The sequence below is a fragment of the Bradyrhizobium sp. USDA 4451 genome (assembly GCF_054822585.1).
In genome coordinates, this window is sequence record NZ_JBTRCH010000001.1 from 5,014,465 (window position 1) to 5,040,021 (window position 25,557).

25 protein-coding genes are annotated in these 25,557 nt (G+C 65.0%); 18 read left to right on the forward strand and 7 right to left on the reverse strand.

Translation table 11 applies throughout. The annotated features are described in order from the left end of the window. Positions 1–112 precede the first annotated feature (112 nt). Positions 113–301, forward strand: coding sequence for a DUF2934 domain-containing protein (locus ACVMB0_RS22920; RefSeq protein ID WP_456755436.1), 189 nt, complete (start codon positions 113–115; stop codon positions 299–301). 237 nt (positions 302–538) lie between these two features. Here ACVMB0_RS22920 and ACVMB0_RS22925 read toward each other — a convergent pair whose 3' ends face one another. Next, a complete protein-coding gene (locus tag ACVMB0_RS22925) occupies positions 539–706 on the reverse strand; it encodes a hypothetical protein (protein ID WP_456755435.1) in 168 nt (55 codons plus the stop codon). Positions 707–779: 73 nt separating this feature from the next. Here ACVMB0_RS22925 and ACVMB0_RS22930 point away from each other — a divergent pair, with 73 nt between their 5' ends. After that, the gene (locus ACVMB0_RS22930; protein ID WP_456755434.1) at positions 780–1,133 is read left to right on the forward strand and encodes a cupin domain-containing protein; all 354 of its coding nucleotides are present in this window, start codon (positions 780–782) and stop codon (positions 1,131–1,133) included. 690 nt (positions 1,134–1,823) lie between these two features. On the opposite strand, the gene ACVMB0_RS22935 is transcribed toward ACVMB0_RS22930, so the two are convergent. Beyond that, entirely contained in the window at positions 1,824–2,750 is a 927-nt protein-coding gene (locus tag ACVMB0_RS22935) for an alpha/beta hydrolase family protein (protein WP_461347769.1), read from the reverse strand. 146 nt (positions 2,751–2,896) lie between these two features. Between ACVMB0_RS22935 and ACVMB0_RS22940 the strand changes: the two genes are divergently transcribed. The 3 genes from ACVMB0_RS22940 (at position 2,897) to ACVMB0_RS22950 (ending at position 6,557) form a co-directional block, all read left to right on the forward strand. Then, positions 2,897–4,285: a class II 3-deoxy-7-phosphoheptulonate synthase gene (locus ACVMB0_RS22940; protein WP_461347770.1), complete on the forward strand. Its 1,389-nt coding sequence runs from the start codon at positions 2,897–2,899 to the stop codon at positions 4,283–4,285. Between the two features lie 24 nt (positions 4,286–4,309). After that, positions 4,310–4,663: a diacylglycerol kinase gene (locus ACVMB0_RS22945; protein WP_461347771.1), complete on the forward strand. Its 354-nt coding sequence runs from the start codon at positions 4,310–4,312 to the stop codon at positions 4,661–4,663. Between the two features lie 142 nt (positions 4,664–4,805). Then, on the forward strand, positions 4,806–6,557 hold the full coding sequence (locus tag ACVMB0_RS22950) for an NAD+ synthase (protein ID WP_461347772.1): 1,752 nt from the start codon (positions 4,806–4,808) through the stop codon (positions 6,555–6,557). Positions 6,558–6,560: 3 nt separating this feature from the next. Here the strand turns inward: ACVMB0_RS22950 and ACVMB0_RS22955 are convergent, their stop codons facing one another. Both ACVMB0_RS22955 and ACVMB0_RS22960 read right to left on the reverse strand, forming a co-directional pair. Continuing rightward, a complete protein-coding gene (locus ACVMB0_RS22955; RefSeq protein ID WP_461347773.1) occupies positions 6,561–7,730 on the reverse strand; it encodes a DUF2865 domain-containing protein in 1,170 nt (389 codons plus the stop codon). A 143-nt stretch (positions 7,731–7,873) separates the two neighbouring features. Beyond that, positions 7,874–8,197, reverse strand: coding sequence for a hypothetical protein (locus ACVMB0_RS22960; protein WP_461347774.1), 324 nt, complete (start codon positions 8,195–8,197; stop codon positions 7,874–7,876). A 294-nt stretch (positions 8,198–8,491) separates the two neighbouring features. Here ACVMB0_RS22960 and cysS point away from each other — a divergent pair, with 294 nt between their 5' ends. From cysS to ACVMB0_RS22980, 4 genes are all read left to right on the forward strand, one after another. Further along, entirely contained in the window at positions 8,492–9,892 is a 1,401-nt protein-coding gene (gene cysS / locus ACVMB0_RS22965) for a cysteine--tRNA ligase (RefSeq protein WP_461347775.1), read from the forward strand. Further along, positions 9,889–10,395, forward strand: a complete 507-nt coding sequence (locus ACVMB0_RS22970; RefSeq protein WP_461347776.1) for a GNAT family N-acetyltransferase — start codon at positions 9,889–9,891, stop codon at positions 10,393–10,395. Before cysS ends, ACVMB0_RS22970 begins: the two co-directional genes overlap by 4 nt. Further along, positions 10,392–11,990 carry a citramalate synthase gene (gene cimA, locus ACVMB0_RS22975; protein WP_456755425.1) on the forward strand — a complete coding sequence of 533 codons (1,599 nt, stop codon included), beginning with the start codon at positions 10,392–10,394 and terminating at the stop codon, positions 11,988–11,990. The genes ACVMB0_RS22970 and cimA overlap by 4 nt, the downstream gene beginning before the upstream one ends. 124 nt (positions 11,991–12,114) lie before the next feature. Beyond that, entirely contained in the window at positions 12,115–12,492 is a 378-nt protein-coding gene (locus ACVMB0_RS22980) for a VOC family protein (RefSeq protein WP_461347777.1), read from the forward strand. A gap of 153 nt (positions 12,493–12,645) precedes the next feature. Here the strand turns inward: ACVMB0_RS22980 and ACVMB0_RS22985 are convergent, their stop codons facing one another. Then, entirely contained in the window at positions 12,646–13,251 is a 606-nt protein-coding gene (locus ACVMB0_RS22985) for an LOG family protein (RefSeq protein ID WP_456755423.1), read from the reverse strand. Positions 13,252–13,464: 213 nt separating this feature from the next. On the opposite strand from ACVMB0_RS22985, the gene ACVMB0_RS22990 reads away from it, so the two are divergent. From ACVMB0_RS22990 to ACVMB0_RS23005, 4 genes are all read left to right on the forward strand, one after another. Next, positions 13,465–15,453: an ABCB family ABC transporter ATP-binding protein/permease gene (locus tag ACVMB0_RS22990; protein ID WP_461347778.1), complete on the forward strand. Its 1,989-nt coding sequence runs from the start codon at positions 13,465–13,467 to the stop codon at positions 15,451–15,453. A gap of 134 nt (positions 15,454–15,587) precedes the next feature. Next, positions 15,588–16,286, forward strand: coding sequence for a phosphatidylserine decarboxylase (locus tag ACVMB0_RS22995; RefSeq protein WP_461347779.1), 699 nt, complete (start codon positions 15,588–15,590; stop codon positions 16,284–16,286). A 78-nt stretch (positions 16,287–16,364) separates the two neighbouring features. Next, on the forward strand, positions 16,365–17,240 hold the full coding sequence (gene pssA / locus ACVMB0_RS23000; protein WP_456755421.1) for a CDP-diacylglycerol--serine O-phosphatidyltransferase: 876 nt from the start codon (positions 16,365–16,367) through the stop codon (positions 17,238–17,240). 237 nt (positions 17,241–17,477) lie between these two features. After that, complete coding sequence (locus ACVMB0_RS23005; protein ID WP_212022559.1) at positions 17,478–18,197, forward strand: RraA family protein; 720 nt, start codon at positions 17,478–17,480, stop codon at positions 18,195–18,197. 76 nt (positions 18,198–18,273) lie between these two features. Here ACVMB0_RS23005 and ACVMB0_RS23010 read toward each other — a convergent pair whose 3' ends face one another. Both ACVMB0_RS23010 and ACVMB0_RS23015 read right to left on the reverse strand, forming a co-directional pair. Next, on the reverse strand, positions 18,274–18,894 hold the full coding sequence (locus ACVMB0_RS23010) for a TerC family protein (RefSeq protein ID WP_456755420.1): 621 nt from the start codon (positions 18,892–18,894) through the stop codon (positions 18,274–18,276). Positions 18,895–19,167: 273 nt separating this feature from the next. Beyond that, on the reverse strand, positions 19,168–19,452 hold the full coding sequence (locus tag ACVMB0_RS23015) for a hypothetical protein (RefSeq protein ID WP_456755419.1): 285 nt from the start codon (positions 19,450–19,452) through the stop codon (positions 19,168–19,170). Positions 19,453–19,783: 331 nt separating this feature from the next. Here ACVMB0_RS23015 and ACVMB0_RS23020 point away from each other — a divergent pair, with 331 nt between their 5' ends. From ACVMB0_RS23020 to ACVMB0_RS23040, 5 genes are all read left to right on the forward strand, one after another. Then, positions 19,784–20,602 (forward strand): SDR family NAD(P)-dependent oxidoreductase, encoded by an 819-nt coding sequence (locus ACVMB0_RS23020; protein ID WP_461347780.1) that lies wholly within the window; start codon positions 19,784–19,786, stop codon positions 20,600–20,602. Between the two features lie 188 nt (positions 20,603–20,790). Beyond that, complete coding sequence (locus ACVMB0_RS23025; RefSeq protein ID WP_456755417.1) at positions 20,791–21,462, forward strand: helix-turn-helix transcriptional regulator; 672 nt, start codon at positions 20,791–20,793, stop codon at positions 21,460–21,462. 335 nt (positions 21,463–21,797) lie between these two features. Next, positions 21,798–22,082 carry a circadian clock KaiB family protein gene (locus tag ACVMB0_RS23030; protein WP_456755416.1) on the forward strand — a complete coding sequence of 95 codons (285 nt, stop codon included), beginning with the start codon at positions 21,798–21,800 and terminating at the stop codon, positions 22,080–22,082. Beyond that, positions 22,079–23,545: a circadian clock protein KaiC gene (gene kaiC, locus ACVMB0_RS23035; RefSeq protein ID WP_456755415.1), complete on the forward strand. Its 1,467-nt coding sequence runs from the start codon at positions 22,079–22,081 to the stop codon at positions 23,543–23,545. Before ACVMB0_RS23030 ends, kaiC begins: the two co-directional genes overlap by 4 nt. 30 nt (positions 23,546–23,575) lie before the next feature. After that, positions 23,576–25,468: a response regulator gene (locus ACVMB0_RS23040; protein ID WP_456755414.1), complete on the forward strand. Its 1,893-nt coding sequence runs from the start codon at positions 23,576–23,578 to the stop codon at positions 25,466–25,468. The last annotated feature ends 89 nt before the right edge of the window (positions 25,469–25,557 follow it).

The window sequence follows — 25,557 nt, forward strand, 5'->3', positions numbered from 1 at the left end:
CAAATCCCGCAGAATTGGCGGGCCGGGAAGGGTTATGGCCGTTTGGAACCTTGTGCCGAACCAGAAGTTGATTTTTCAAGCATATGAATTCAACGGATTGAGGGAGCCGCTCATGACAGGCCCAACCGAGCAAGAGATTCGGACCCGCGCCTACGAATTATGGAAGGACGCCGGCGAGCCGCCGGGCCGGATGGACCAGCTCTGGTACCAGGCCGAACGCGAATTGCTGGCGCGCAAGGCCGCCAACGGCGAGGCGCATTGCGATATCAACGGCCATCACAAGGCGACCACGTTCCAGTAAGACGCCGATCGAGATTGATGCAATCAACGGCATGCGATCGCCGCGTCCCGAGGGCGCGGCGATCGCATCTGTGTTGCGAACCCTGCTTTGAGTTCGCGCGCAACCAGCCGCGGTTCGGAACATCTCACTCCCGCCGACATTGATCCCGGTGTCCCGAACGACGGAGGAGAAGAAAATGATCCGACCGATTGCTGTTGCCCTTTCAGTTCTCGTCGCCTCGACGTCCCTCGCTCTGGCTCAGGCCAGCTCGAGCTCCAGCGGCAGTGCAAGCTCCAGCGGCAGTGCGAGCTCAAGCAAGAGTTCGAGCGGTTCCGGCAGCGCCCAGGGCTCGGCCGCCACGACGGGACAGGGGCAAGGCCAGAAGCCGCCGAGCACGACAGACAAGTGATATAGACAAATGATCAAGGAGGCCGCCCGCGTAGCGGCCTCTTTCATTTGTGGTGGCCGCCATCTATCGATGCCAGGCCCGGAGGCATCCATGAACGACGCGATCGATCTTGCACAGAAGCTGTCGACATTCAGCGACCACTGGTCGCCGCGCACCGTGGCGCAATTCAACGCCTGCGACGTCATGGTAGTGAAGGTCGAGGGCGAGTTCGTCTGGCACAAGCACGACGACACCGACGACTTCTTCCTGGTGCTGAAAGGCGTGCTCGACATCGAACTGCGCGACCGCACCGTGACGCTGAAGCCGGGCCAGATGTACATCGTACCGAAGGGCGTCGAGCACCGCCCCGTCGCGCGGGAAGAGGTGCATCTGTTGCTGATCGAGCCGACGGGGACGCCGAACACGGGGGATGCGAAGACGGCGGCGGCGCGGAAGGTGGTGTAAAGCCCCTACAGGAAAGGTTAAATTCCATAACCGGATCAATGCGATCAGCCCTGTCCAGTCCTTGCTAAGAAAATATTCCGCTTGGCGTTTGACCCAACTCAGATGTTCAATATGCGCGTCTCACCCGATCGAGGGGCGCTGCGCATCGTCAGGAGTGTTGCGGTGAGATGCGGTGGACGCCGCTCGCGCACTGACGACGTGCGCGATGCGGCGGACGGCGAAGTCGTGCAGACCTGACGCCCTAGCGGCAGGTGTCTCCCGCGGAACGCGAAAGCGTTTCGCAGCGACGGTGACAAACAAGCCCAGTCTCACCGGGGCGAGCACGTATAAGCCGTAAAACCATCGCGCAGGGAAAGCCGGGTTGTTTCCGGTTACACCTGTGGTCCTACCTCCCGCGTTTTTTATTACGCGGGACCCATGGGTGCGATCGGCACCCGGCTTTCCCTGCGCCCTCTGATTGAAGAGCGGCGAAACGAAATGCAAAAGCTCGGACGATTCATGTCGCGAGAATGCGAAGCTGCGTCCTCATCCACAACTGTCATCGCCCGCGAAAGCGGGCGATCCAGTATTCCAGAGACAGCCTTTGCTGAATCGATAAGCCGCGGCGTACTGGATCGCCCGGTCGAGCCGGGCGATGACACCGAAGTTGGGGCCGCGTGGGGATGCAACGACGGCGGAGAAGGTTTGCGCTTACCCCTCCGCTTCCAGCCACTCCGCGGCGCCGCGCCACAGCGTGTCGCGGTGCTCGCTGCGGAAGAAGCCGAAATGGCCGATCTTGCTGACGCCGGCGTCCGCGGGTCGGATCGAGACGATCTCAGGCGTGACCGATGTAAACGCGGAGCACAGCAATTCGACCGCGGGCCGCGTCGCCCAGGTGTCGTCGGTGACGCTGAAGGCGCGGAGCTTGCCGGTGAACGTTGCGAAATTCGCGCGCGCCGCGAGCGCGGGATCGTCGAGCAGATAGCGCTCGCGCATCACCCAGCTTCGCCATTGCTCGAACACGCCCTTCGGCAGGTCCATGCCGAGGCCGGCCCAGGCCGGCACATAGCCGAGCGTGTGCGCCAGCGGCAGGCCGACGCCGTTCATGAAGGCGACGACGCGGTAGCGCTCGGGCGAGGCCATCAGCTTCCAATAGGCGGCTTGGGACGCGATCAGGAGCGCGCGCGGGATCTCGGTGTTGTTGGCCAAGAGGCCCAGCGCCTGGCCGCCGAAGGAATGGCCGACATAGGCAAGCGGCAGATCGCTGTAGCGGTAGCGCATCCAGCTCACCGCGGCGGTGGCGTCGAGCGCGGCCCAGTCAGCCATCGTGGCCTTGAAGCCGGAGAGCGACTTCGGCTTGTTCAAGCCGGTCGCGGCAAGCGGTCTCGAGTCACCGGTGCCGCGGTAGTCATAGGTCAGCACGGCCGCGCCGCGGCGGGCGAGGTAGCCGGCAAAGCCGCGGTAGACCTGGCGTGGCACGGCGGTCGCCGAATTGATCAGCACGGCGCGGCGCTTCTTGCCGCGCGGCAGGAACAGCGTCGCGGCGAGCGGATAGCCGTCCGCCGCCGGCACGACGATATCGTCGCTAAAAACGTCGTCCGGCGTGGCCTCGGCCACGGCTATTTGGCTGGCATTCATGGTATGGTCCAGCAAAGGCGAATTCGGTTTTTCTTGCAAGGGCTTGACGGAATTGCCGGAATCCTTCTAGCGGGGGAGCGGGCGGCTGTGTATAAGCCCTGCTTTCCCGGCGATTAAGTCGCGGTTTTTGCTCAGGAGTTGACCTCATGTCCGAGCGGTGGACACCCGATAGCTGGCGCACCAAGAAGGTGCTGCAGGTGCCCGATTATCCCGATGCCAAGGCATTGGCCGATGTCGAGGCCCAGCTCGCGAGCTTTCCGCCGCTGGTGTTCGCGGGCGAGGCGCGCAACCTGAAGAAGGCGCTGGGGCGGGTCGCCGACGGCGAGGCGTTCCTGCTGCAGGGCGGCGACTGCGCCGAGAGCTTTGCCGAGCACGGCGCCAACAACATCCGCGACTTCTTCCGCGTGCTGCTGCAGATGGCCGTGGTCATGACGTATGCCGGCGCGCTGCCGGTGGTGAAGGTCGGCCGCATCGCCGGGCAGTTTGCCAAACCGCGCTCCTCGCCGACCGAGAAGCAGGGCGATGTCGAGCTGCCGAGCTATCGCGGCGACATCGTCAACGACATCGCCTTCACGCCGGAAGCGCGCATTCCCGATCCGCAACGCCAGCTGATGGCCTATCGGCAGTCGGCGGCGACGCTGAACCTGCTGCGCGCCTTCGCCACCGGCGGCTTCGCCAATCTCGGCAGCGTGCATCAATGGATGCTCGGCTTCCTGAAGGATTCGCCGCAGTCCCGCCGCTACAAGGAGCTCGCCGATCGCATCTCGGACGCGCTGAACTTCATGCGCGCCTGCGGCCTCGACCTCGAGAGCCATCCCGAGCTGCGCGCCACCGATTTCTACACCAGCCACGAGGCGCTCTTGCTCGGCTACGAGCAGGCGATGACGCGGGTCGATTCCACCACCGGCGACTGGTACGCGACATCAGGCCACATGATCTGGATCGGCGATCGCACCCGCCAGCTCGATCACGGCCATGTCGAATATTTCCGCGGCATCAAGAACCCGATCGGCCTGAAATGCGGTCCGTCGCTGAAGCCGGACGAGCTGCTGAAGCTGATCGACGTGCTCAGCCCCGACAACGAGCCGGGACGGCTGACGCTGATCAGCCGGTTCGGCGCCGACAAGGTCGGCGACCATCTGCCGGGCATGATCCGCGCGGTGCAGCGCGAAGGGCGCAAGGTGGTGTGGTCGTGCGATCCGATGCACGGCAACACCATCACCTCGACCTCCGGCTACAAGACGCGGCCGTTCGACCGCGTGCTGGCGGAGGTGAAGGCGTTCTTCCAGATCCATGCGGCCGAGGGCACCCATGCCGGCGGCGTGCATCTGGAGATGACCGGGCAGGACGTCACCGAATGCATCGGCGGCGCGCGCGCCATCACCGACGAGGATCTCAACGACCGCTACCACACGGTTTGCGATCCCCGTCTCAATGCCGAGCAGTCGATCGACATGGCCTTCCTGATCGCCGAGCTCTTGAAGCAGGAGCGCGCCGGCAAGGCCAAGCCGATGCCGGCCGCTGCGGGCATGTGATTTGGGACGTGTGGGGGCAGTGACTTGCTGAGGTTCTGGCGAGCCACCATCAACTCGCGCAACGGGCTGGCGTTCGCCATTCGCTCGGAGCAGGCGATCCGCGAAGAGGTGGTGGCATTGGCGCTGTCGCTGCCGCTGGCCTGGCTGGTCGGCGCCACCGTGATGCGCCGGGTCGAGCTGGTCGCGACCGTGGTGCTGGTGCTGGTGATCGAGCTGCTCAACACTGCGATCGAGAAGCTCGCCGACCGCCTGACCATGGATCACGATCCGCAGATCGGCCGGGTCAAGGACATGGGCTCGGCCGCCGTCGGCGTCGCGCTCATCATGGCCGGGCTGTTCTGGCTGTTCGCGTTCGCCGAACGCCTGGGCGCGTTCTGACCGTGATCCGGAAAAGTGGGAACCGGTTTTCCGATCAGATCATGCTCAAAACAAAAGAACGACGGTCATGGTGCGATTTCTGCAATCGCACCATGACCGAAGGGCCATTGAAGTTTGCTCTTGTGCAGGACAACTTAAGCGGATGAGCGAGCAACAGATCAAGATCACCCTGGCGCAACTCAATCCGACGGTCGGTGACGTCACCGGCAACGCCGCGAAAGCGCGTGCTGCGCGCGAGAAAGCCAAGGCCGACGGCGCCGACCTCGTGGTGCTGTCGGAGCTGTTCGTCGCCGGCTATCCGCCGGAGGATCTGGTGCTCAAGCCGGCGTTCCAGTCGGCCTGCCGTGCGGCGGTCGAGGAACTGGCGCGCGAGACCGGGGATGGCGGCCCGGCTGTTCTGATCGGCACGCCCTGGGTCGAGGACGGCAAGCTCTACAATGCCTGCGCACTGCTCGACGGCGGGCGCATCGCGGCGCTGCGCTTCAAGGCCAATCTGCCGAATTACGGCGTGTTCGACGAGAAGCGGCTGTTCGCCCGCGGCCCGGCACCGGGCCCGGTGACCGTGCGCGGCGTGCGCATCGGCGTGCCGATCTGCGAGGACATCTGGCTCGAGGAATCCGAGGACTACGAGAACGTCGTCGAGTGCCTCGCCGAGACCGGCGCCGAGATCTTGGTGGTGCCGAACGGCTCGCCCTATGCCCGCGACAAGGCCGATCTCAGGCTCTCGATCGTCGTCGCGCGCGTTACCGAAAGTGGCCTGCCGCTGGTCTATCTCAACGAGGTCGGCGGCCAGGACGAACTGATCTTCGACGGCGCCTCGTTCGCCCTGAATGCCGATCTGTCAGTGGCGGCGCAGTTGCCGGCGTTCGAGGAGAACATCACGACGCTGACCTGGCGCAAGACCGCGGATGGCTGGCGCTGCTCCGGCCCGACCACGCCGCAGCTCGAGGGCGACAAGGCCGATTATGCGGCCTGCGTGCTCGGCCTGCGCGACTATGTCCGCAAGAACGGTTTTCCCGGCGTGCTGCTCGGCGTCTCCGGCGGCATCGACTCGGCGCTGTGCGCGGCGATCGCGGTCGATGCGCTCGGCGCCGACAAGGTGCGCGGCGTGATGCTGCCGTTCCGCTACACCGCGCAGGTCTCGCTCGACGATGCCGCCAAGCTCGCCGCCGCGCTCGGCATCCGGTACGAGATCCTGCCGATTGCCGATGCCGTGAACGGCTTCGAGACGATCCTGGCACCGGTGTTCAAGGGGCTGGAGCGCGACATCACCGAGGAGAATTTGCAGGCGCGCGCCCGCGGCACGCTGCTGATGGCGATCTCCAACAAGACCGGCGCCATGGTGGTGACCACAGGCAACAAGTCGGAAATGTCGGTCGGCTACGCCACGCTGTACGGCGACATGAACGGCGGGTTCAACCCGATCAAGGACATCTACAAGACCGAGGTGTTCCGCCTGTCGAGCCTGCGCAATGCCTGGAAGCCGGACGGCGCGCTCGGGCCGTCGGGCGAGGTGATCCCGGTCAACATCATCATCCGGCCGCCGACCGCGGAATTGCGCGAGAACCAGACCGACCAGGATTCGCTGCCGCCCTACGACGTGCTGGATGCGATCCTCGAGCGTCTCGTCGAGCGCGAGGAGCCGCTTGCGACCATCATCGCAGCCGGCTTTGAGCCTGATGTCGTGACCCGCATCGATCGCCTGCTCAACATCGCCGAATACAAGCGGCGGCAGGCGGCACCGGGCGTGAAGGTGACGCGCAAGAATTTCGGCCGCGACCGCCGCTATCCCATCACCAACCGCTTCCGCGATTTCGGCAAGGCACTGCCGGAGCCCGACGACAAGCTGGTGACGCGGAGCTCGCGCGCGTCGGCGGAGGCGTTTGAGGGGTAACCTTTACTGCTTCTTCTGCTGGATGAAGGTCGGGCCGACGGTGCGGATCTGGCCGTCGCTCGCGGGCGCGGCCGGGGCCGGCGCCGTAGCGTCAGCGGCAGCCGGCGGTTGCTGAGCGGCGGCTGCGGGCGCGCCCTTCTTGCCGGCGGCCGCCTTGGTCTGCGCGCGCTGCTGCATCTTCCGCGCGCTCTCCTCGGTGACGATGATGTCGCCCTGCTGCGCGGCGGACGCCTGATCGTCGACCGCCTTCAGCGCCTCGGCCCAGCTCTGGCCGGCCGCCCGGCAGGAGCACGACGGATTGAACTCGGTGCGGTACTTGAAGGCGTTCGGCAGCGACGAGTAGGACTGGCCGTTGATCGAGACCGCCTGGTTGATGTCTTCGCCGGGATTCCGATAGGCGAACAGGCTGGCCTCCGTGGCCGGGCACTGCGCCTTGCAGATCTGCTCGTCGGCGGCAAAGCGCGCCTGGCTGGTCGCAAACGAGATCGGGAAATAGGCGCCGTCGCAGGTGCGGACGCAGACGGTGCGGAAGGTGCCGGACTGCGCGCCATATTGAGGGTCGGGCGGAGGCAGCTGGCTGTTCGGATTGCCGCCGCCACCGCCGCCGAACAGGTTCTCGAGGAAGTTGCCCGGGCCACGCGATGCGGCCGCGGCGTATTGCGGGCCGCAATTGTTCTGCGCCAGCGCGGTCAGCACCGAGCGGCGCTGGTTCTCGCGGTCGGCGCCGCCGAGCCCGCCGGAGCGCAACCGCTCCAGATTGGCGGTCATCTGGTCGAGATTGGCGCGCATCTGCTGGATCTGGTTGTTGACCGGACCGCACTGCGCCGAATTGTTGTTGAACAGGGACAGGAATCCGGAGCTGTCGCAGCCCATGCGCCGCGCCTGCGCCGTCACCCGATCGAGCTCACCCTGCTGGCGGGTCGCCGCGTCCTGATAGCGGCGGATCTGCTCGTCCCGTGCCGGATCGCCGCTGCCGCCGCCGCGATCGATCGCCGCCAGCTGGCCCTCGAGCCGGCTGCACATCGGGTTGGCCTGCGGCGCGCCTTGCGGCGCCGGGCCGGGCGGGCCCGGGGGCACCTGCGCCAGCGCGCCCGCGGCGGGCAGGGCGATGCCGGCCAGCACGGCGCAAATCAGAAACCAGCGGGAGAAGCGAGAACGCGAGCGATTGGGCATATCCGGCCATTAAAACGACGCCGCCCGGCGATCAACGCCAAAGCGCGCAGGCAAGGCCGCTGCAATAGCGGTTTCTCGGGGCAGCGTCACGTCGTTTCCGGGGCGCCGGTGTGGCAGTAACCCCGTTTATCCAGCGGCTTGGCTTAGCGCTGGCAGGTGATGGCGACGTATTCACCGCAAGCATTGCCGCTGCATGTCTCGTTTGCGGCGTGCGGAACCGCGCCGGTGATCTCGTCGGGATCGACGCGGCGGTAATTGGTGGCCTGCGCAAAATCGCGTGAGCGGCAATAGGCGCGGGCGGCAGAGGCGCCGCAGCGGTCGCCCCGGGCCAGGCACTGGTCGATGCCGTAGCCGTCGGCCTGGTTGGCGACGATGAAGACGCGGCTGTCGGCCAGCGCGGCCGAGGGGGCAAGGAAGGACGGGACAGCGAAGAGCGTGCAGGCAATCAATGCTGAAATCGGCCGCATGGTGCACCAGTGAAATGGCGGGGAATCCGCTGGTCTTCCGGTACGCCCAAATCCTTAATAATGATTAACCATGAGGGCATTGGCGTGATTTTGCTGGGCGGGCGGCCGTAATGGGCTCCAAAACAGCCCCTTGACGCAATGGAGGGGCCATGAGACACGGTGGAACCATGAACGGCCACCTCGCCATCTGCAGCATTTGCCGCGAGATTATGAGCTAGCGATTCGCTGGCTGAGGCCGTCTTTTCTCAATCGCCTGAGAATCACTGGACGCCCGGCCGCAAGGGATGGGTACCCATGGATTTGCGCCTCTACGACACGTTGACCCGGGAGAAGCGGCCGTTCGTGCCGCTCGATGCCGACAATGTCCGCATGTATGCCTGCGGACCGACGGTCTACGACTTCGCCCATATCGGCAATGGCCGCGCCGCTGTTGTCTTCGACGTGCTGTTCCGCGTACTGCGCCACCGCTATGGCGCCGATCACGTGACCTATGTCCGCAACATCACTGACGTGGACGACAAGATCAACGAGCGCGCTGCGCGGGACTATCCCGGCGTGCCGCTGAACGAGGCGATCCGCAAGGTCACCGAGCTGACCTACCGGCAGTATCAGGACGACGTCACCGCGCTGGGCTGCTTGGCCCCGACGGTGCAGCCGCGCGCGACCGAGCACATCCCGGAGATGCGGGCGATCATCGAGAGACTGGTCGCCGGCGGCTTTGCCTATGTCGCCGAGGATCACGTGCTGTTCTCGCCGCAGGCGATGAACGCGGCCAATTCGGTGCTGCCGCGCTACGGCGCGCTGTCGAAGCGCTCGCTCGACGAGATGATCGCCGGCGCCCGCGTCGACGTTGCGCCCTACAAGCGCGACAACACCGACTTCGTGCTGTGGAAGCCGTCGAAGCCGGGCGAGCCGTCCTGGCCGTCGCCGGCAGGCATTGCGGTCGAGGGCCGGCCCGGCTGGCACATCGAGTGCTCGGCGATGGCCTGGAAGCATCTCGGCGAAAAATTCGACATCCATGGCGGCGGCATCGATCTGGTGTTCCCGCATCATGAGAACGAGCTGGCGCAAACCTGCTGCGCGTTCCACTCCGACCGCATGGCCAATGTCTGGATGCACAACGGCTTCCTGCAGATCGAGAGCGAGAAGATGTCGAAGTCGCTCGGCAACTTCTTCACGATCCGCGATCTCCTGGCGGATTGGCCCGGCGAGGTGCTGCGGCTTGCGATGCTCAAGACGCACTACCGCTCACCGCTCGACTGGACCTTGAAAGCCGCCGAAGAGAGCGCGAAGACACTCGACGACTGGTATGCGGTCGCGGCCGATGCCGAGCCCGGCGCGCCGTCGCAGGCCGTGGTCGAGGCGCTCTACGACGACCTCAACACCGCGCAGGCGATGGCCGTGCTGCATGGCCTGCGCAGCGCGTCGTCGAGCAGCGAACAGAGCCGCAGGGAATTTGCCGGTTCGCTGCGGCTGCTCGGTTTCCTGTCGGAAAGCGCGGCCGCGTGGGAGGCGCGCAAGCAGCAGGCGAGCGGCGTCGATGCCGCGGCCGTCGAGGCGCTGCTTGCCGAGCGCAGCGCGGCGCGGGCGCGCAAGGACTTCAAGGAGTCCGATCGGATCCGCGATCAGCTCGCCGCGATGGGCGTGGTGATCAAGGACTCCAAGGAAGGCACCACCTGGGAGGTCGCGCGATGAGCCGTTCCGCACCCGCATTGCGCCCGTATCTGCCCGACGACGCAGCCGTTCTGGCGGCGATCTTCGCGGCCTCGATCATGGATCTGACCGGTGACGATTACAGCGAGGCGCAGCAGGAGGCCTGGGCGGCGGCGGCCGACGACGAGCAGGCGTTCGGCAAGAAGCTCGCCGGCCAGCTGACGCTGATTGCGACCTTGCAGGGCGCGCCGGTCGGCTTCGCCTCGCTGAAGGGCGCCGATCACATCGACATGCTCTATGTGCATCCGCGCGCGGTCGGGCAGGGCGTCGGAGCTGCGCTGTGCGATGCGCTGGAGAAGATCGCGAGCGCCCGCGGCACCAAGACCCTGAAGGTCGATGCCAGCGACACCGCGCTCGAATTCTTCCGCAAGCGCGGCTACGCCGCGCAGCAGCGCAATTCGATCACCATCGGCGACGAATGGCTCGCCAACACCACGATGCAGAAGACGCTCGATGGCGTTGCCACGCCCGGAGGCCACGCATGAGCCGCGAGCGCCTCTATCTGTTCGACACCACGCTGCGCGACGGCGCGCAGACCAATGGCGTCGACTTCACCTTGCAGGACAAGCGGGTGATCGCGGGCATGCTGGATGCGCTCGGCATCGACTATGTCGAGGGCGGCTATCCCGGCGCCAATCCGACCGACACCGAGTTCTTCGGCAGCAAGCCCGCGTTCGACCACGCGCGCTTCACTGCGTTCGGCATGACGCGGCGGCCGGGCCGCTCGGCCTCGAACGACCCCGGGCTTGCCGGCATCCTCGAGGCCAAGGCCGACGCGATCTGCTTCGTCGCCAAATCCTCGGCCTACCAGGTCCGGGTCGCGCTCGAGACCAGCAACGAGGAGAATCTTGCCTCGATCCGCGACAGCGTCGCCGCCGCCAAGGCGCTCGGCCGCGAGGTGATGGTCGACTGCGAGCATTTCTTCGACGGCTACAAGGAGAACCGCGACTACGCGCTCGCCTGCGCAACGGCGGCCTATGAGGCGGGCGCGCGCTGGGTGGTGCTGTGCGACACCAATGGCGGCACCATGCCGCATGAGATCGGGACCATCGTCGGCGATGTCGTCAAGCATGTGCCCGGCACCCATCTCGGCATCCACGCCCATAACGACACCGAGCAGGCGGTGGCCAATTCGCTGGCCGCGGTGCGCGCCGGCGCGCGGCAGATCCAGGGCACGCTCAACGGCCTCGGCGAGCGCTGCGGCAACGCCAATCTCTGCTCGCTGATCCCGACCCTGAAGCTGAAGCAGGAGTTCGCCGACAGATTCGAGATCGGCGTCACTACCGAGAAGATGGCGACGCTGATGAAGGTGTCGCGCACGCTCGACGACATGCTGAACCGCGCGCCGAACCGCCATGCGGCCTATGTCGGCGAGAGCGCCTTCGTCACCAAGACCGGGATTCATGCCTCGGCCGTGATGAAGGATCCGCAGACCTATGAGCACGTGCTACCGGAACTGGTCGGCAACCACCGCAAGGTGCTGGTCTCCGACCAGGCCGGCCGCTCCAATGTGATGGCCGAGCTCGACCGCGCCGGCATCGCCTATGACAAGAGCGACCCGCGGCTGACGCGGCTGGTCGAGGAACTGAAGGAGCGCGAGGCCGCGGGCTTCGCCTACGAATCCGCCAACGCCTCGTTCGACCTCTTGGCACGCCGCACGCTCGGCAAGGTGCCGGAATATTTCAAGGTCGAGCAGTTCGACGTCAATGTCGAGCAGCGCTACAACGCCAACGGCCAGCGCGTCACCGTGGCGCTCGCGGTGGTGAAGGTGGATGTCGACGGTGAGCATCTGATCTCGGCCGCCGAAGGCAACGGCCCGGTCAATGCGCTCGACGTCGCGCTGCGCAAGGACCTCGGCAAGTACCAGAAATACATCGACGGGTTGAAGCTGATCGATTACCGCGTCCGTATCCTCAATGGCGGCTCCGAGGCGGTGACGCGCGTGCTGATCGAGAGCGAGGACGAGACCGGCGAGAACTGGACCACGGTCGGCGTCTCGCCGAACATCATCGACGCGTCATTTCAGGCGCTGATGGATTCACTGGTCTACAAGCTGATGAAGTCGGGCGCGCCGGCGTGAGATTGGCGTGACAGAACGAAAGGGACGTCATTGCGAGCGAAGCGAAGCAATCCATCCGTCCGCATGCTCGAATCCATGGATTGCTTCGTCGCTTCGCTCCTCGCAATGACGAGGGAGGACAGGCATGATCGACCACGTCTCCGTCGGCGTCCGCGATCTCGAACGCGCCGCACATTTCTATGAGCCGACGCTGGCCGCGCTTGGCCTGAGCCGCCTGGTCACGCGGCCGGCGACGATCGGCTTCGGCAAGGCCTATCCCGAATTCTGGATCAATCTGCGCGCTGCGATGGCGCCCGTGCCGCATGAGAGCGGCACCCACATCTGCCTGCGCGCCAAGACCACCGCCGAGGTCGACGCCTTCCACGCCGCCGCGCTGGCTTCGGGCGGCGCATCCGACGGTCCCCCGGGCCTGCGCCCGCACGATCGCGTGCGCTACTATGCAGCCTTCGTCCTCGACCCCGACGGCAACCGCGTCGAGGCCGTGACCTTTCCGAGCGAGTGAGTTTGGCTAGCCTACACGCATCTCATCCGTCATCCTGAGGAGCGCGTAGCGCGTCTCGAAGGATGAATCGGCCACCAGCGGGGCCGTTCATCCTTCGAGGCTCGCTCCGCTCGCACCTCAGGATGACGGGGATAGTTTGGCGCCCGCGCTCCTCTACAGCCGCCGCGCCACCTCGGGGGCGAGTTCCTTTGCGGCCGCCGGCTTGCCGGCGACGGCCGAACGCAGCCGCGGCAGGATCTCGTCGACGCGGTCGGCCATCAGCACGTTGATCGGCAGCGTCGGCCGGATGAACTCGGTCGTGCGCATGTGGTTCAACAGCGAGAGCAGGGGCTCCCAGAAGTTGTCGATGTTGGCGAGCAGGATCGGCTTGGAGTGACGGCCGAGCTGCTGCCAGGTCAATTGCTCGACCAGCTCCTCGAGCGTGCCGATGCCGCCGGGCAGCGCGACGAATGCATCCGAGCGCTCGAACATCAGCCGCTTGCGCTCATGCATGTCGGGGGTGACGATCATCTCCTGAACCGAGGTCAGCGCATTCTCGCGCGCGCGCAGGAATTCGGGAATGATGCCGGTGACCGAGCCGCCGTGATCGAGGGTGGATTTGGCGACCGCGCCCATCAGGCCGATCGAGCCGCCGCCATAGACCAGGCGCACGTTGTTGTCGGCAAAGGCCTTGCCAAGCGCGACGGCAGCTTCAACGAAGCGGGGATTGTTACCGGGGCCGGAGCCGCAATAAACACAGACAGTCTTGATTTGGTTCATACGATCCTTGTGGCACTGCAGCGTAAAGAGGGTCAAGATCAGCATATGGGGATTGAGGGCCAAAAAATCCCGCAAATTCCCGCGAATCGCGAACAATTTTCGTCATAAGCCTGTACGCCGCGTTCAAACGATCTATATGACGGGCACAATGGCAAATCGTGGAAAAGATGTGGCAGCGCACCGGCGCGCCATGACGGCGCGAGCGGGCTCCTGATGGTGCCGCCGCAACAGACCGTGACCGGCGCCGCGCAGCCCACGGCCACGACGCCGGCCGCCGAGAAGGGCACGCTGCTCGGCACCCTCGTTCATCTCTGGCCCTATATCTGGCCGGGCGATCGCGCCGATCTGAAGATGCGCGTGATCTGGTCGGTGGTGCTGCTGCTGTTCGCCAAGCTCGCGACGCTGTCGGTGCCGTTCACCTTCAAATGGGCGATCGATGCGCTGAACGGCACGGGCTCGGCGCCGGTCGCGTCGTCGAACTGGATGGTCTGGCTGATCGCCTCGCCGGTGCTGATGACGATCAGCTACGGCGCGGTGCGCATCATCATGGCGGTGCTGACGCAATGGCGCGACGGCATCTTTGCCCGCGTCGCGATGCATGCGGTGCGGCGGCTCGCCTACATCACCTTCGTCCACATGCACGAGCTGTCGCTGCGCTTCCATCTCGAGCGCAAGACCGGCGGCCTGACCCGGGTGCTGGAGCGCGGCCGTTCCGGGATCGAGACCATCGTGCGGATGGTGATCCTGCAATTGATCCCGACCATCGTCGAGGTGACGCTGCTGGCGGGCGTGCTGCTGTGGCAGTTCGACTGGCGCTACGTGCTCGCGGTGCTGATCACGGTCGTCGTGTTCATGTACTACACCTACGTCGCGACCGAGTGGCGGATCGAGATCCGCCGCAGGATGAACGATTCCGACACCGAGGCGAACACCAAGGCGATCGACTCGCTGCTCAACTACGAGACCGTGAAGTATTTCGGCGCCGAGGAGCGCGAGGCCAGGCGTTACGACCGCTCGATGGAGCGCTACGAGCAGGCCAGCGTGAAGACCTACACTTCGCTTGCGGTGCTCAACACCGGGCAGGCGATCATCTTCACCGCGGGGCTGACCGCGACTATGCTGATGTGCGCATTCGGCATCCGCAACGGCACCCACACCGTCGGCGATTTCGTGCTGATCAACTCGATGATGATCCAGCTCTACCAGCCGCTGAACTTCATGGGCATGGTCTATCGCGAGATCAAGCAGGCGATCATCGACATCGAGAAGATGTTCGACGTGCTGGCGCGCGATCCCGAGGTGAGGGACATTCCGGGCGCCAGGCCGCTGGTGGTGTCGACAGGCAGCGTGCGCTTCGAGGATGTCCGCTTCTCCTATGAATCCGACCGGCCGATCCTGAAAGGCCTGAGCTTCGAGGTGCCGGCCGGCAAGACGGTCGCGATCGTCGGCCCGTCAGGCGCCGGCAAGTCGACGATCTCGCGGCTGTTGTTCCGCCTCTACGACGTCTCCAGCGGCCGCATCCTGATCGACGGCCAGGACATCAAGACCGTGACCCAGGCCTCGTTGCGACAGGCGATCGGCATGGTGCCGCAGGACACCGTGCTGTTCAACGACACCATCCGCTACAACATCCGCTACGGCCGCTGGGATGCCGGCGACGACGAGGTGGAGGAGGCGGCGCGGCTGGCGCAGATCGACGGCTTCATCCGGATGTCGCCGCAGGGCTACGAGACCCAGGTCGGCGAGCGCGGCTTAAAGCTCTCCGGCGGCGAGAAGCAGCGCGTCGCGATCGCACGCACGGTCTTGAAGGCGCCGCCGATCCTGGTGCTGGACGAGGCGACGTCGGCGCTCGACAGCCACACCGAGCACGAGATCCAGGGCGCGCTGGAACGGGTGTCGCGCAACCGCACCTCGCTCGTGATCGCGCACCGGCTGTCGACCATCGTCGGCGCCGACGAGATCATCGTGCTGGACCAGGGCCGGATCGCCGAGCGCGGCACCCACGCGCGGCTCCTGGCCGCCGACGGGCTCTATGCCAGCATGTGGAACCGGCAGCGCGAGGCCGAGGAGGCCCGCGAACGGCTCGCCCAGGTCGGCGACGACGGCACGGCGCCGAATCGCCTGCCGCCGGCGGTGGCCGAATCCTCTGAGGATTCCACCCCTGACGCGGGTGAGAAGCCCTTGCCGACCGCCGCGGAATAGTCGATTAGGGCATGATCCGGAAACGTGCGAAGCGGTTTTCCGAAAAGATCATGCCTGAAACGACCAACCAAAGCGCGACGATCGCGCCTTGAGGCCACTCCCGCCGCAGGGGCGGGGTACCACAGCGAGTTCTGATGTCGATCGCCAATTCCATCCGTGCGCAGATCCCGCCGATCCACCCGGAGGGCTATCCCTTCATCGGCGGTTTCGCGCTGGCGAGCCTGATCCTGTTCTGGATCTGGACCCCGCTGGGCTGGATCGGGACGCTGCTCACGGTCTGGTGCGCGCTGTTCTTCCGCGATCCCGTCCGGGTGACGCCGCTGCGCGACGGCATCGTGGTGTCGCCGGCCGATGGCCGCGTCTCCATGGTGGTGCAGGCGCTGCCGCCGGCCGAGCTCGGCCTCGGCGACAAGCCGCTGCCGCGGGTCTCGGTGTTCATGAGCGTGTTCAACTGCCATGTGAACCGCAGCCCGGTGGCCGGCCGCATCGACCGCATCGCCTATCGCCCCGGCGCCTTCATCAATGCCGAGCTCGACAAGGCGAGCGAGGACAATGAGCGCAATTCGCTGGTGATCTCGAGCTCGAACGGGCGGATCGGCGTGGTCCAGATCGCGGGCCTGGTGGCGCGCCGCATCGTCTGCTTCGTCAAGGAAGGCCAGTCGATCGGCGCCGGCGAGCGCTTCGGCCTGATCCGCTTCGGCTCGCGGCTCGACGTCTATCTGCCCGAGGGCACCAAGGCGCTGGTGTCCGAAGGCCAGACCGCGGTTGCCGGGGAGACGATTCTTGCCGATTTCCGAAGCGCCGATCCGGGCCGCACCTACCGCGCCGATTAACGCTGTTTCAGCCGGTCGATCCGCCGGTTCCGGCTCCGATGGCGGAGCGGGGCGGCGCTTGCTATATTGTGGCCCATGATGCCATCAGACCCCAATTCCATCGAGTTGCGCCGCCGCCGGTTCCGTCCGATCCCGGTGCGGATGCTGGTGCCGAACATGATCACGCTGCTGGCGATCTGCGCCGGCCTGACCGCGATCCGGCTGTCGACGGAAGGGCGGATGGAGCTTGCGGTCGCGGCCATCGTGTTCGCCGCGATCCTCGACGGCATCGACGGCCGCGTCGCCCGCATGATCAAGGGCCAGTCGAAATTCGGCGCCGAGCTCGACAGCCTCGCCGACTTCGTCAATTTCGGCGTCGCGCCGGGCCTGATCCTGTATTTCTGGCAGCTGCATGAATTGAACAATGGCGGCTGGATCGCCGCGATGGTGTTCGCGATCTCCGGCGGCCTGCGGCTGGCGCGCTTCAACGCCTCGATCGACGATCCGAACAAGCCGGCCTTCGCCGCCAATTATTTCACCGGCGTGCCGGCGCCGGCCGGCGCGATCACCGTGCTGTTACCGATCTATCTCGCCTTCCTCGGCGTGCCGATGCCGCCGGCGACCTTGACGGCGTTCTACACGCTGTTGATCGCCTTCCTGATGGTGTCGCGGCTGCCGGTGTTCTCCGGCAAGACGGTGAAGATGCGGGTGCCGCCCGAGATGGTGCTGCCGGTGTTCGTGTCGGTGGTGTTCTTCGTCGCGCTGCTGATCGGCTATCCCTGGCACATCCTGTCGGCGGGCTCGGTGGCCTATTTGATCAGCCTGCCCTGGGGCTGGAAGTCCTATCGCGACCAGGAGCGCCAGCTTGCGGCGCAGACGCAAGGGGCGAGCGCGGCGTCGCCGGCCACTGCTGCTTCCTATACGGCGCCGGTCGCGGATACGGACCACGACGATCGTCCGACGCATCTGCATTGACTTCCTGACCCGTCATCCTGAGGAGCCGCGAAGCGGCGTCTCGAAGGATGCACGGCCACGATCTCGCAGCTGGGCCGTCGATCCTTCGAGACGGCGCTGCGCGCCTCCTCAGGATGACGGTCATGGAGCTGTGACGCCCAAATATCAGCCATGAGCGTGGCCCGGTTGGGTTCGCTTGCGATCTCGGTTATAGGCTGAGATGGCTCAGCGAACGCCAAAAATCAGGAGAGAAACGCCGTGACGACATCCGCTTCCGCCCCGCTGCCTGCTTCCGTCCTCGAGGCGTTGGGACGCTATGACACGCCGACGATCTGCAACGCGATGGAGATTGTCGCGCCGGAGCGCCGTCTGATCGGCTACACCGTGAAGCCGCTGGTCTGCCCGTTCCCGACGCTGCCGCCGATCGTCGGCTATGCGCGCACGGTCGCGATCCGCTCGGTGCTGAAATCCGGCCTGTCGGCCGAGGAGCAGTCGAAGCGCCGCATCGACTATTACGAATATGTCGGCACCGGCTTCGGTCCGCGCATCTCCGTGATCCAGGACATCGACGGTCCCGACGTCGGCTATGGCGCGTTCTGGGGCGAGGTGCAGAGCGCCGTGCACAAGGCGCTCGGCTGCCTCGGCGTCATCACCGACGGCTCGATCCGCGACATCCCGCAATGGGCGCCGGGCTTCCAGGCGCTGGCCGGCTCGATCGGCCCGTCGCACGCCTGGGTGCACGCCGAAAGCTTCGGCGGCGAGGTCCGTGTCGCCGGCATGACGGTGCGCTCCGACGACCTGATCCACGCCGACAGCCACGGTGCGATCGTGATCCCCTACGAGATCGCGGCCAAGCTGCCGGAGGCCGCCGAACTCTGCGGCCGCCGCGAAACCCCGATCCTCGACATCGCGCGCAGCAAGGACTTTTCGCTCGAGAAGCTGAAGGACGCGCTGAAGCGCTCGTCGGAAATCCACTGAGGCGCCGAGTCTCCACCGCGCGCTCCCGATCACCTCTCCCAAGGGAGAGGTGAACGTCCGCCACCGCCCACGCCGATCACGCCGGCGCGACCTTGGCGATCTCGTTCGCGCCGCGAACGGTCATGTCGATCGCGACATAGAGGATCACGGCGAGGCCGACATAGGCGATCCAGCGGTGGTTCTGCAGCAGCCGTGCGATGAAGGTGGCAGCGGCGCCCATCATCGCGATCGAGAGCGCGAGGCCGAATACCAGCACGATCGGCTGCTCGCGCGCCGCGCCCGCGACCGCCAGCACATTGTCGAGCGACATCGAGACGTCGGCAACGATGATCTGGGTGGTGGCCTGCCACAGCGTCTTGCGCGGCACCTCCGCGCCGCCGGTGCCATCCACGGCCGTGGTCTCGTGCGCGCTGGCACGCAGCTCGCGCCACATCTTCCAGCACACCCAGAGCAGCAGGATGCCGCCGGCGAGCAGCAGGCCGACGATTTGCATCAATTGCGTGGTGACGAGGGCGAACAGGATGCGCAGCAAGGTCGCGGCGCCGATGCCGATCAGGATCGCCTTGCCGCGTTGCTGCGCCGGCAGGCCGGCCGCGGCGAGGCCGATCACGACGGCATTGTCGCCGGCGAGCACGAGGTCGATGACGACGACTTGCAGCAGTGCGCTGAGGGCGTCGAGTGAGAACAGTTCGGACATGGATCATCCCCTTTAAGGTCGGGGAGTGGGCCGCTTCGACGAAGCCGGATCTGCCGTCATGCCGACGGCAGATCCGTCATGACGTTGTCACGTCGCCGGTCGAGGCAGGGCCACTCCAACTGAGTTCCAGTCCGACATCGCAGCTTGTGGCTGCCAGAGGGGCCCGGCCTGGGATTACGGTCGCCAAGCGCGATGCGATCATTCGTCATCGCGCTTGCGCTTTTTTTGAGCATGATCCGTTCGGAAAACCGCTTCACACTTTTCCGGATCATGCTAGCCCGGACGGATTGCTGCTTCTTCCTCGAAGAACAGCGCCGCCTGGTCCGGCTCGCCGAGGATCGCCGCGGCGCATCCCATGAAGGTGAAGGCGCCGGCAAAATCCCACAGCGTGAGTTTCGCCACGCTCGTGCGCGCGTGGATCACGCGCGCCGCGAGCGCGGCAATGGCTGCCTCTGCGAACAACGCCAGGCTGAGCGCGGGCAGCACGAGCGCGAGCTCAACCAGACGCACCGTCAGGACAATCGGCAGCGCAGTCAGCGCTGCGAAGAGCAGGAGCATGCCGAATGGTTCCAGCGAGGGAGCCTTCCGCGAGTGCCTGCCTGGAATGGTCGAGGACATTCCAAATCCCTGCCGATGCAAATCCTTCAATCGGAGTCTTGTCGTTCACCCCGAGATTATCAGAATGCATGTCCCTTGACGCGCGGCGCGGCGCCGCGCGACCGCAGGCCGCGCGACAGATTGTGCACCTCGTGGCCATCAAGGAGGGGCGTTGACGGGTCATTTCGGCGCCGTTTCGGGGCTGATGGTGCTGCGGCATGCCATGGCAAAGTCCACAACGGGGATTTATCTTTGCTGGCAGCGCTGGGCGGACGATCGAAAGGCAATTTCGATGAACATGACGGGCAAGACGGTGCTGATCACCGGTTCCACCGACGGCGTCGGCCGCTATGTGGCGATGAAGCTGGCATCTCGCGGCGCCCGGGTGCTGATCCACGGCCGCGACACCAAGCGGGCGCAGGTCCTCGCCGACGAGATCAAGCGGGTCAGCGGCCGCGAGCCGATGTTCTACCAGGCCGACCTGTCCTCGCTCGCCGAAGTCCGCGAGTTCGCCCAGCTGGTGCTCGACGACCAGCAGCGCCTCGACGTGTTCGTCAGCAACGCCGGCATCGGTTCGCAGAACGAGGGGCCGGCGCGGCAGACCAGCAAGGACGGCCACGAACTGCGTTTCGCGGTCAACTATCTCGCCGGCTTCCTGCTCGCGCATCTGTTGCTGCCGCGGCTCAAGGAGAGCACCCCGGCGCGCATCGTCAATGTCGCCTCGCTCGGCCAGCATCCGGTCGATTTCGCCGACGTGATGATCACGAAAAACTACAGCGGCGCACGCGCCTATGCGCAGAGCAAGCTGTCGCAGATCATGTTCACGATCGATCTTGCCGAGGAGCTGGAAGGCAGTGGGGTGACGGTCAACTCGTTGCACCCGGCCACCTACATGAACACCACGATGGTGCGCGCCTCAGGCGCGACGCCCATCTCGACCGTCGAGCAGGGCGGCGACGCCATCCTGCGTCTGGTCGAGGACGACGACGTAGCGGACAAAAGCGGATTGTTCTTCGACGGCAAGCGTGAGGCCCGCGCCCATGCCCAGGCCTATGACGCCGAGGCGCGCAGGCGGTTGCGGGAGTTGAGTTTGAAGCTGGTCGGATTGTAGGATTCCGGACTCGTCGGCCGGCCGGAGCGGATCGCATCAGATACCCGCCGACACTGGCCCGAAGGCCGGGTTCCCGGCCATAGCCGATATTTACTAACGGCTTGGTCAAAAGGAACTAGAGCTCCCGCCGGACGTTGACACGGCAACCCAAGCAGAACGGACAGATCAAGCAACGCAGGGAGCCAGCGATGGACCATGTGGTGACGGATGACGCGCGCGAAAACGGGCGGCTGAGGGGGACCGTTTCGGCTGCCCGCGGGGGGATTATTTTCGTTGATGTAAACGGCCAAGTCGTGGGAATGGACAGGACCGCTCGGGAGGGACTCGACGGTGAGGTGAAGCAACTGAAATTGCCGCTTCGCGACGATGGCGCACGCGATGCCGGTTTCGTCGATTGTTTCGCGTCCGCCGAAACCGTGAGAATCCGCGGCGTGCCGACGCAGGTGTGCGTCATCCAGGAACGTGAATCCACGGAACGGCGGGCCACGGAGCGGGAGGTGATGACTGCGATCGAGTCGGTGCTGGCGGACACCTCCTCCTTCGCTCGCAGCATCATCGATCGGATCAAGACGTTGTCCTTCGCGCCCTCCGGCACCGCGGCCGAGGACCTTGATCCCCTCACCGAGCGCGAGAAGGAAGTCCTCGGATTGATCTGCCAGGGCAAGAGCGACCTCGAGATGAGCGTTGAACTCAACGTGTCGCACAACACTGTGCGCAACCACATCTCATCGCTTTACCGCAAGATCGGCGTCAACCGGCGCAGTGCCGCCATTCTCTGGGTGCGCGAGCGGGGCATCGCCCCGGCAAGCTTGCGCGGCCGCCGCCGCCGCCATCCACCTTCCGATCGGGAGTCGCTCTAGTGTCCCGAATCTGAAGTTCGCATCCTTTGCCGCACATTCGGAGCGGACTTCAGATTCGATAAGGACGCTAGCAAATTTATGATTCGAGTCTGCTTTGTGAATGCGAAGTTCGTGGAAGTGGCTGCCGCGAGATCGCACGAACTTCGCATTCAGCACACGAGATGCGTCGAACCTACTAATGGTCTGGTAGTTCTAGCTCTCTTGCGCCCAACCCCTGTTTGTTGTTCCTTCAACGAAATCATCAGGTTCACTGGGAGCCTCCGTAACTCGGATGCTGTGGCGCCGGCAGCGCTGCAGCCATTGGGCCAACGGTCAGTCGAGAAGGCAATGTCTCCGTGGCCGCGCGCTTGCTTCGATTGTATATCGCAGGAAATTCGGCCAGTTCGCGCCGCGCCCAGCAGAATCTCGACCGCTTGCGGACGTCCATCGGCGCGCATGGATGGGACGTCGAGATCATCGACGTATTGGATCGGCCGGAGCTTGCCGAAGGTGCGCGCATCATTGCGACACCGACCCTGTCCTACGAAGATGCGACTCGCACGCGACGCATCGTCGGCGATCTTGGCGACACGGTGCGGGTTCTGGAATTTCTCGGGATCGACCGGAAGGACGAGGCATGAGCGCTGAGGAAGCAGGGATCACCGGCGTGTTGGAGCGCGTCAAGACCGGGGTCGAAGCCTTCGACGAGTTGGTGATGGGAGGGTTGCCGAGAGCCCGCTCCACCGTGGTCGGCGGTACGCCAGGCAGCGGCAAGACCGTATTTGCCACCCAGTTTCTCGCTCACGGCATTACCCAGTTCGACGAGAACGGCGTATTGGTGACGTTCGAGGAGCCGCCCGCCGACATCCAGGCCAATATGAGCGGTTTTGGCTGGGATCTGGCAAAATGGAAGAGGGAGGGCCGGCTCGCCTTCGTCGATGCGAGCCCGCCGCCGAACGATGAGCTTGTGATCGGCGAGTTCGATCTTGCGGGGTTGTTGTCGCGTATTCAGCACGCGGCGAAGAGCGTCAATGCCCAGCGGGTAGTCCTGGATTCACTCACTCAGTTGTTCGATCACTTCATCGGCGACCCCAAGATATTGCGCCGCGAGCTGTTTCACATCAGTACGGCGCTGAAGAAGGCGGGGCTGACCGTATTGATGACGGCGGAGCGAAACAGCGAATATGGCGAGATCACCCGCCATCGCCTTGAGGAGTTCGTTGCCGATAACGTTGTCATTCTGCGCAACGTGCTCTATCGGGAAAAGCGCCGCCGCACGATCGAGGTTCTGAAGATGCGCGGCAGCCATCACGTCGAAGGCGAAGCGCCGTTCACGCTACTGGGCGGACGCGGGGTGGTGGCGATCCCGCTCTCGTCGCTACGGCTGGAGCAGCATTCGAGCACGGTGCGGGTGACGAGCGGCAATGCCGATATCGACGAGATGTGCGGCGGCGGCTTCTTCCGCGACAGCGTGACGCTGGTCAGCGGAGCGACGGGCACAGGCAAGACGCTGCTGGTCACCAACTTTCTCTCCGGCGGGGTCAAGGCCGGAGAAAGAGTCCTCATGTTCGGTTACGAGGAAAGTCGCGGGCAGCTGTTCCGCAACGCCAGCGGCTGGGGCGCCGATTTCGCAGGCATGGAAGCCGACGGTAAGCTGAAGGTCGTCAGTCTGTACCCTGAGGCCCAGGGCTTGCCCGATCACCTGCTCACGATCCAGGGGATGGTCGATGAGTTCAAGCCGAACCGGATCGCGGTCGACAGCTTGTCCGCGCTGGAGCGCATTGCCCCTGAAACCGGCTTTCGCGAGTTCCTGATCAGCTTGACGTCTTTCATCAAGAAGCGGGAGATCGCGGGTCTCTGCACCGCGACAAGCAAGTCGCTGATCGGTGGTGAGAGCGCCAGCGAACAGCACATTTCGACGATGACCGACTCGATCATTCTGCTGCGGTACATCCAGGAGCAGGAAGTCATGCACCGGGGCTTGATGGTGCTGAAGATGCGCGGCAGCGAGCACGCCAAGGAGATCAGACGCTTTTCCATCGACGGTTCGGGCATGCATCTGGGCGGACCGTTCAAGGAGGCGCCGAACGTATTCAAAGCGTGATATCCACCGCGAACGGTAGTTGGAATACGCATGACGGATACTCGGATTGGCTCAAAGGTCGCGCAGTCGGACATCCAATTCCTCATCGAGAAGAACGCCGACGGTATCATCGTCGTCGATGAAGCCGGGTTTGTGCTGTTCGCCAATCCGGCGGCGGAACGCCTGTTCGGGCAGCCGTCATTGGCGCTGATCGGATCGCCGATCGGCTTGCCGATCGTGGCGGGCGAGATGAGCGAGATTGCAATCCATCAGCCCGGGGGCGGGCTGGTGGATGCCGAAATCCGCACCGTAGAAACCAGCTGGGAGGGCCGGCCGGCGCGCCTCGCGAGCGTGCGCGACGTGTCGGAGCGCCGGGCGTTGGAAGACCGCATGCGTCATGCCGCCAAGATGGAGGCGGTCGGGCGGCTCACCGCCGGCATCGCGCACGACTTCAACAATTTGCTAGCCGTGGTTCTGGGCAATCTGGAAGGCGCGAGGCGCCGCATTGGCAGCGAAGAGGGCGCACTCGTAACCATGCTCGACAACGCCACGCGCGGCGCCCGGCAAGCGGTCGTCCTGACCAGTAAATTGCTCGCTTTCGCAAGGCGCAAGCCTCTCGAATACCGTCGCGTGGATCTTTCCGAATTGATCGCCGGCATGTCGCACTTGCTGCAACGTACCCTGGGCGAGGGCATTTCGATACGGACGGACATACCGCCTCAGCTATGGGCGGTCGAGGTCGATCCAACCGAACTGGAGTCGGCGATTCTCAACCTCGCCGTCAATGCGCGTGACGCAATGCCGGACGGCGGCGAACTCGCGATCATGGCGGAGAATATCGATCTCGCGCGTGATGAGTCGGAGGATGGCGACGGCGAGGCCGGACCTTACGTCAAGATCTCGGTCGCCGACACTGGCATGGGGATGACGCCTGAGATCCAGAACCGCGTGTTCGAACCTTTTTTTACCACAAAGACCGATGGAAGGGGCACCGGCCTCGGCCTCAGTCAGGTTTATGGCTTCGTCAAACAGAGCGGCGGGCATCTCAGGCTTGAAAGCGAGCTCCACGTCGGGACCAGGATCGACATCTATCTTCCCAAGGCCGCGATGCTTTCAGATCAGGCAGTCTCTCGCGCCGAGGCCAGCTCGGAATTCAGGGCCATCCCGCGGGCCCGCGGTGGGGAGACGATCCTTGCGGTCGAAGACGACGAGGATGTCCGCGCTACCACCGCGGGCAGCCTTCGTGAACTCGGGTACAGGGTGCTCGAGGCGGCAGACGCGAGTGCTGCGTTGAGTTTGCTGAGAAGTGATGCGCAAATCGAGCTGTTGTTCACCGACCTTGGCCTGCCCGGCCAAATCAATGGCAAGGCATTAGCGGATCAGGCGCGGGCGCAGTATCCCGGCTTGAGGGTGCTGATCACGACGGCCTATGCCGGTGATGTCCTCATTCGTGAAGGACGGCTCGATCCGGACATCGAGTTGCTCAGCAAGCCGTTTTCATTCGCCGAGCTCGCAACGCGAATCCGTGGCCTGCTCGACGGCGGGCCTCCGCAGCCCGGCCGCATCCTGTTGGTCGAGGACGAGTTTCTCTTGCAGCTTCTCGTCACGGATATGCTTGCGGAATCCGGGCTCGCAGTAGATGGCGCTGCGAGTTTCAAGGAGGCCGCCGCCAAGGCGCGCTCGGGCATCGAGGGGCTGATCGGCGCGGTCGTTGATCTTGGCCTGCCGGACAGGCCGGGGGATGAACTCGTTGCGGAGCTTCGCAGCCTGTATACCGACCTGCCGGTCGTGCTCGCGACCGGCCATGTGGACGAGGATGTGCGGCAACGCTTCTCCGCTATGCAAGGCGTCCAATTGCTGGCGAAGCCATTCTCTGCCGAAGATCTGACGACGGCCCTTGGAAAAGCGGGCGTGAGACTTTGGCGCGCGAGCCTGAGCCGATGAGGGCCGGTCGGACCGGAATGGCAATCGAGAATCGTCGGGATGCGTTGTCGGAGACAACGATTGCGCCTCGATCGGCTCGATGCGTCGTT

Excerpts from the sequence above, each read along its gene's own strand:
- ACVMB0_RS22920 (WP_456755436.1), top strand. The coding sequence starts at position 113 with ATGACAGGCCCAACCGAGCAAGAGATTCGGACCCGCGCCTACGAATTA.
- ACVMB0_RS22930 (WP_456755434.1), top strand. The coding sequence starts at position 780 with ATGAACGACGCGATCGATCTTGCACAGAAGCTGTCGACATTCAGCGAC.
- ACVMB0_RS22935 (WP_461347769.1), bottom strand. The coding sequence starts at position 2,750 with ATGAATGCCAGCCAAATAGCCGTGGCCGAGGCCACGCCGGACGACGTT.
- ACVMB0_RS22940 (WP_461347770.1), top strand. The coding sequence starts at position 2,897 with ATGTCCGAGCGGTGGACACCCGATAGCTGGCGCACCAAGAAGGTGCTG.
- ACVMB0_RS22950 (WP_461347772.1), top strand. The coding sequence starts at position 4,806 with ATGAGCGAGCAACAGATCAAGATCACCCTGGCGCAACTCAATCCGACG.
- ACVMB0_RS22955 (WP_461347773.1), bottom strand. The coding sequence starts at position 7,730 with ATGCCCAATCGCTCGCGTTCTCGCTTCTCCCGCTGGTTTCTGATTTGC.
- ACVMB0_RS22960 (WP_461347774.1), bottom strand. The coding sequence starts at position 8,197 with ATGCGGCCGATTTCAGCATTGATTGCCTGCACGCTCTTCGCTGTCCCG.
- cysS (WP_461347775.1), top strand. The coding sequence starts at position 8,492 with ATGGATTTGCGCCTCTACGACACGTTGACCCGGGAGAAGCGGCCGTTC.
- ACVMB0_RS22970 (WP_461347776.1), top strand. The coding sequence starts at position 9,889 with ATGAGCCGTTCCGCACCCGCATTGCGCCCGTATCTGCCCGACGACGCA.
- cimA (WP_456755425.1), top strand. The coding sequence starts at position 10,392 with ATGAGCCGCGAGCGCCTCTATCTGTTCGACACCACGCTGCGCGACGGC.
- ACVMB0_RS22980 (WP_461347777.1), top strand. The coding sequence starts at position 12,115 with ATGATCGACCACGTCTCCGTCGGCGTCCGCGATCTCGAACGCGCCGCA.
- ACVMB0_RS22985 (WP_456755423.1), bottom strand. The coding sequence starts at position 13,251 with ATGAACCAAATCAAGACTGTCTGTGTTTATTGCGGCTCCGGCCCCGGT.
- ACVMB0_RS22990 (WP_461347778.1), top strand. The coding sequence starts at position 13,465 with ATGGTGCCGCCGCAACAGACCGTGACCGGCGCCGCGCAGCCCACGGCC.
- ACVMB0_RS22995 (WP_461347779.1), top strand. The coding sequence starts at position 15,588 with ATGTCGATCGCCAATTCCATCCGTGCGCAGATCCCGCCGATCCACCCG.
- pssA (WP_456755421.1), top strand. The coding sequence starts at position 16,365 with ATGCCATCAGACCCCAATTCCATCGAGTTGCGCCGCCGCCGGTTCCGT.
- ACVMB0_RS23010 (WP_456755420.1), bottom strand. The coding sequence starts at position 18,894 with ATGTCCGAACTGTTCTCACTCGACGCCCTCAGCGCACTGCTGCAAGTC.
- ACVMB0_RS23015 (WP_456755419.1), bottom strand. The coding sequence starts at position 19,452 with ATGCTCCTGCTCTTCGCAGCGCTGACTGCGCTGCCGATTGTCCTGACG.
- ACVMB0_RS23020 (WP_461347780.1), top strand. The coding sequence starts at position 19,784 with ATGAACATGACGGGCAAGACGGTGCTGATCACCGGTTCCACCGACGGC.
- ACVMB0_RS23025 (WP_456755417.1), top strand. The coding sequence starts at position 20,791 with ATGGACCATGTGGTGACGGATGACGCGCGCGAAAACGGGCGGCTGAGG.
- kaiC (WP_456755415.1), top strand. The coding sequence starts at position 22,079 with ATGAGCGCTGAGGAAGCAGGGATCACCGGCGTGTTGGAGCGCGTCAAG.
- ACVMB0_RS23040 (WP_456755414.1), top strand. The coding sequence starts at position 23,576 with ATGACGGATACTCGGATTGGCTCAAAGGTCGCGCAGTCGGACATCCAA.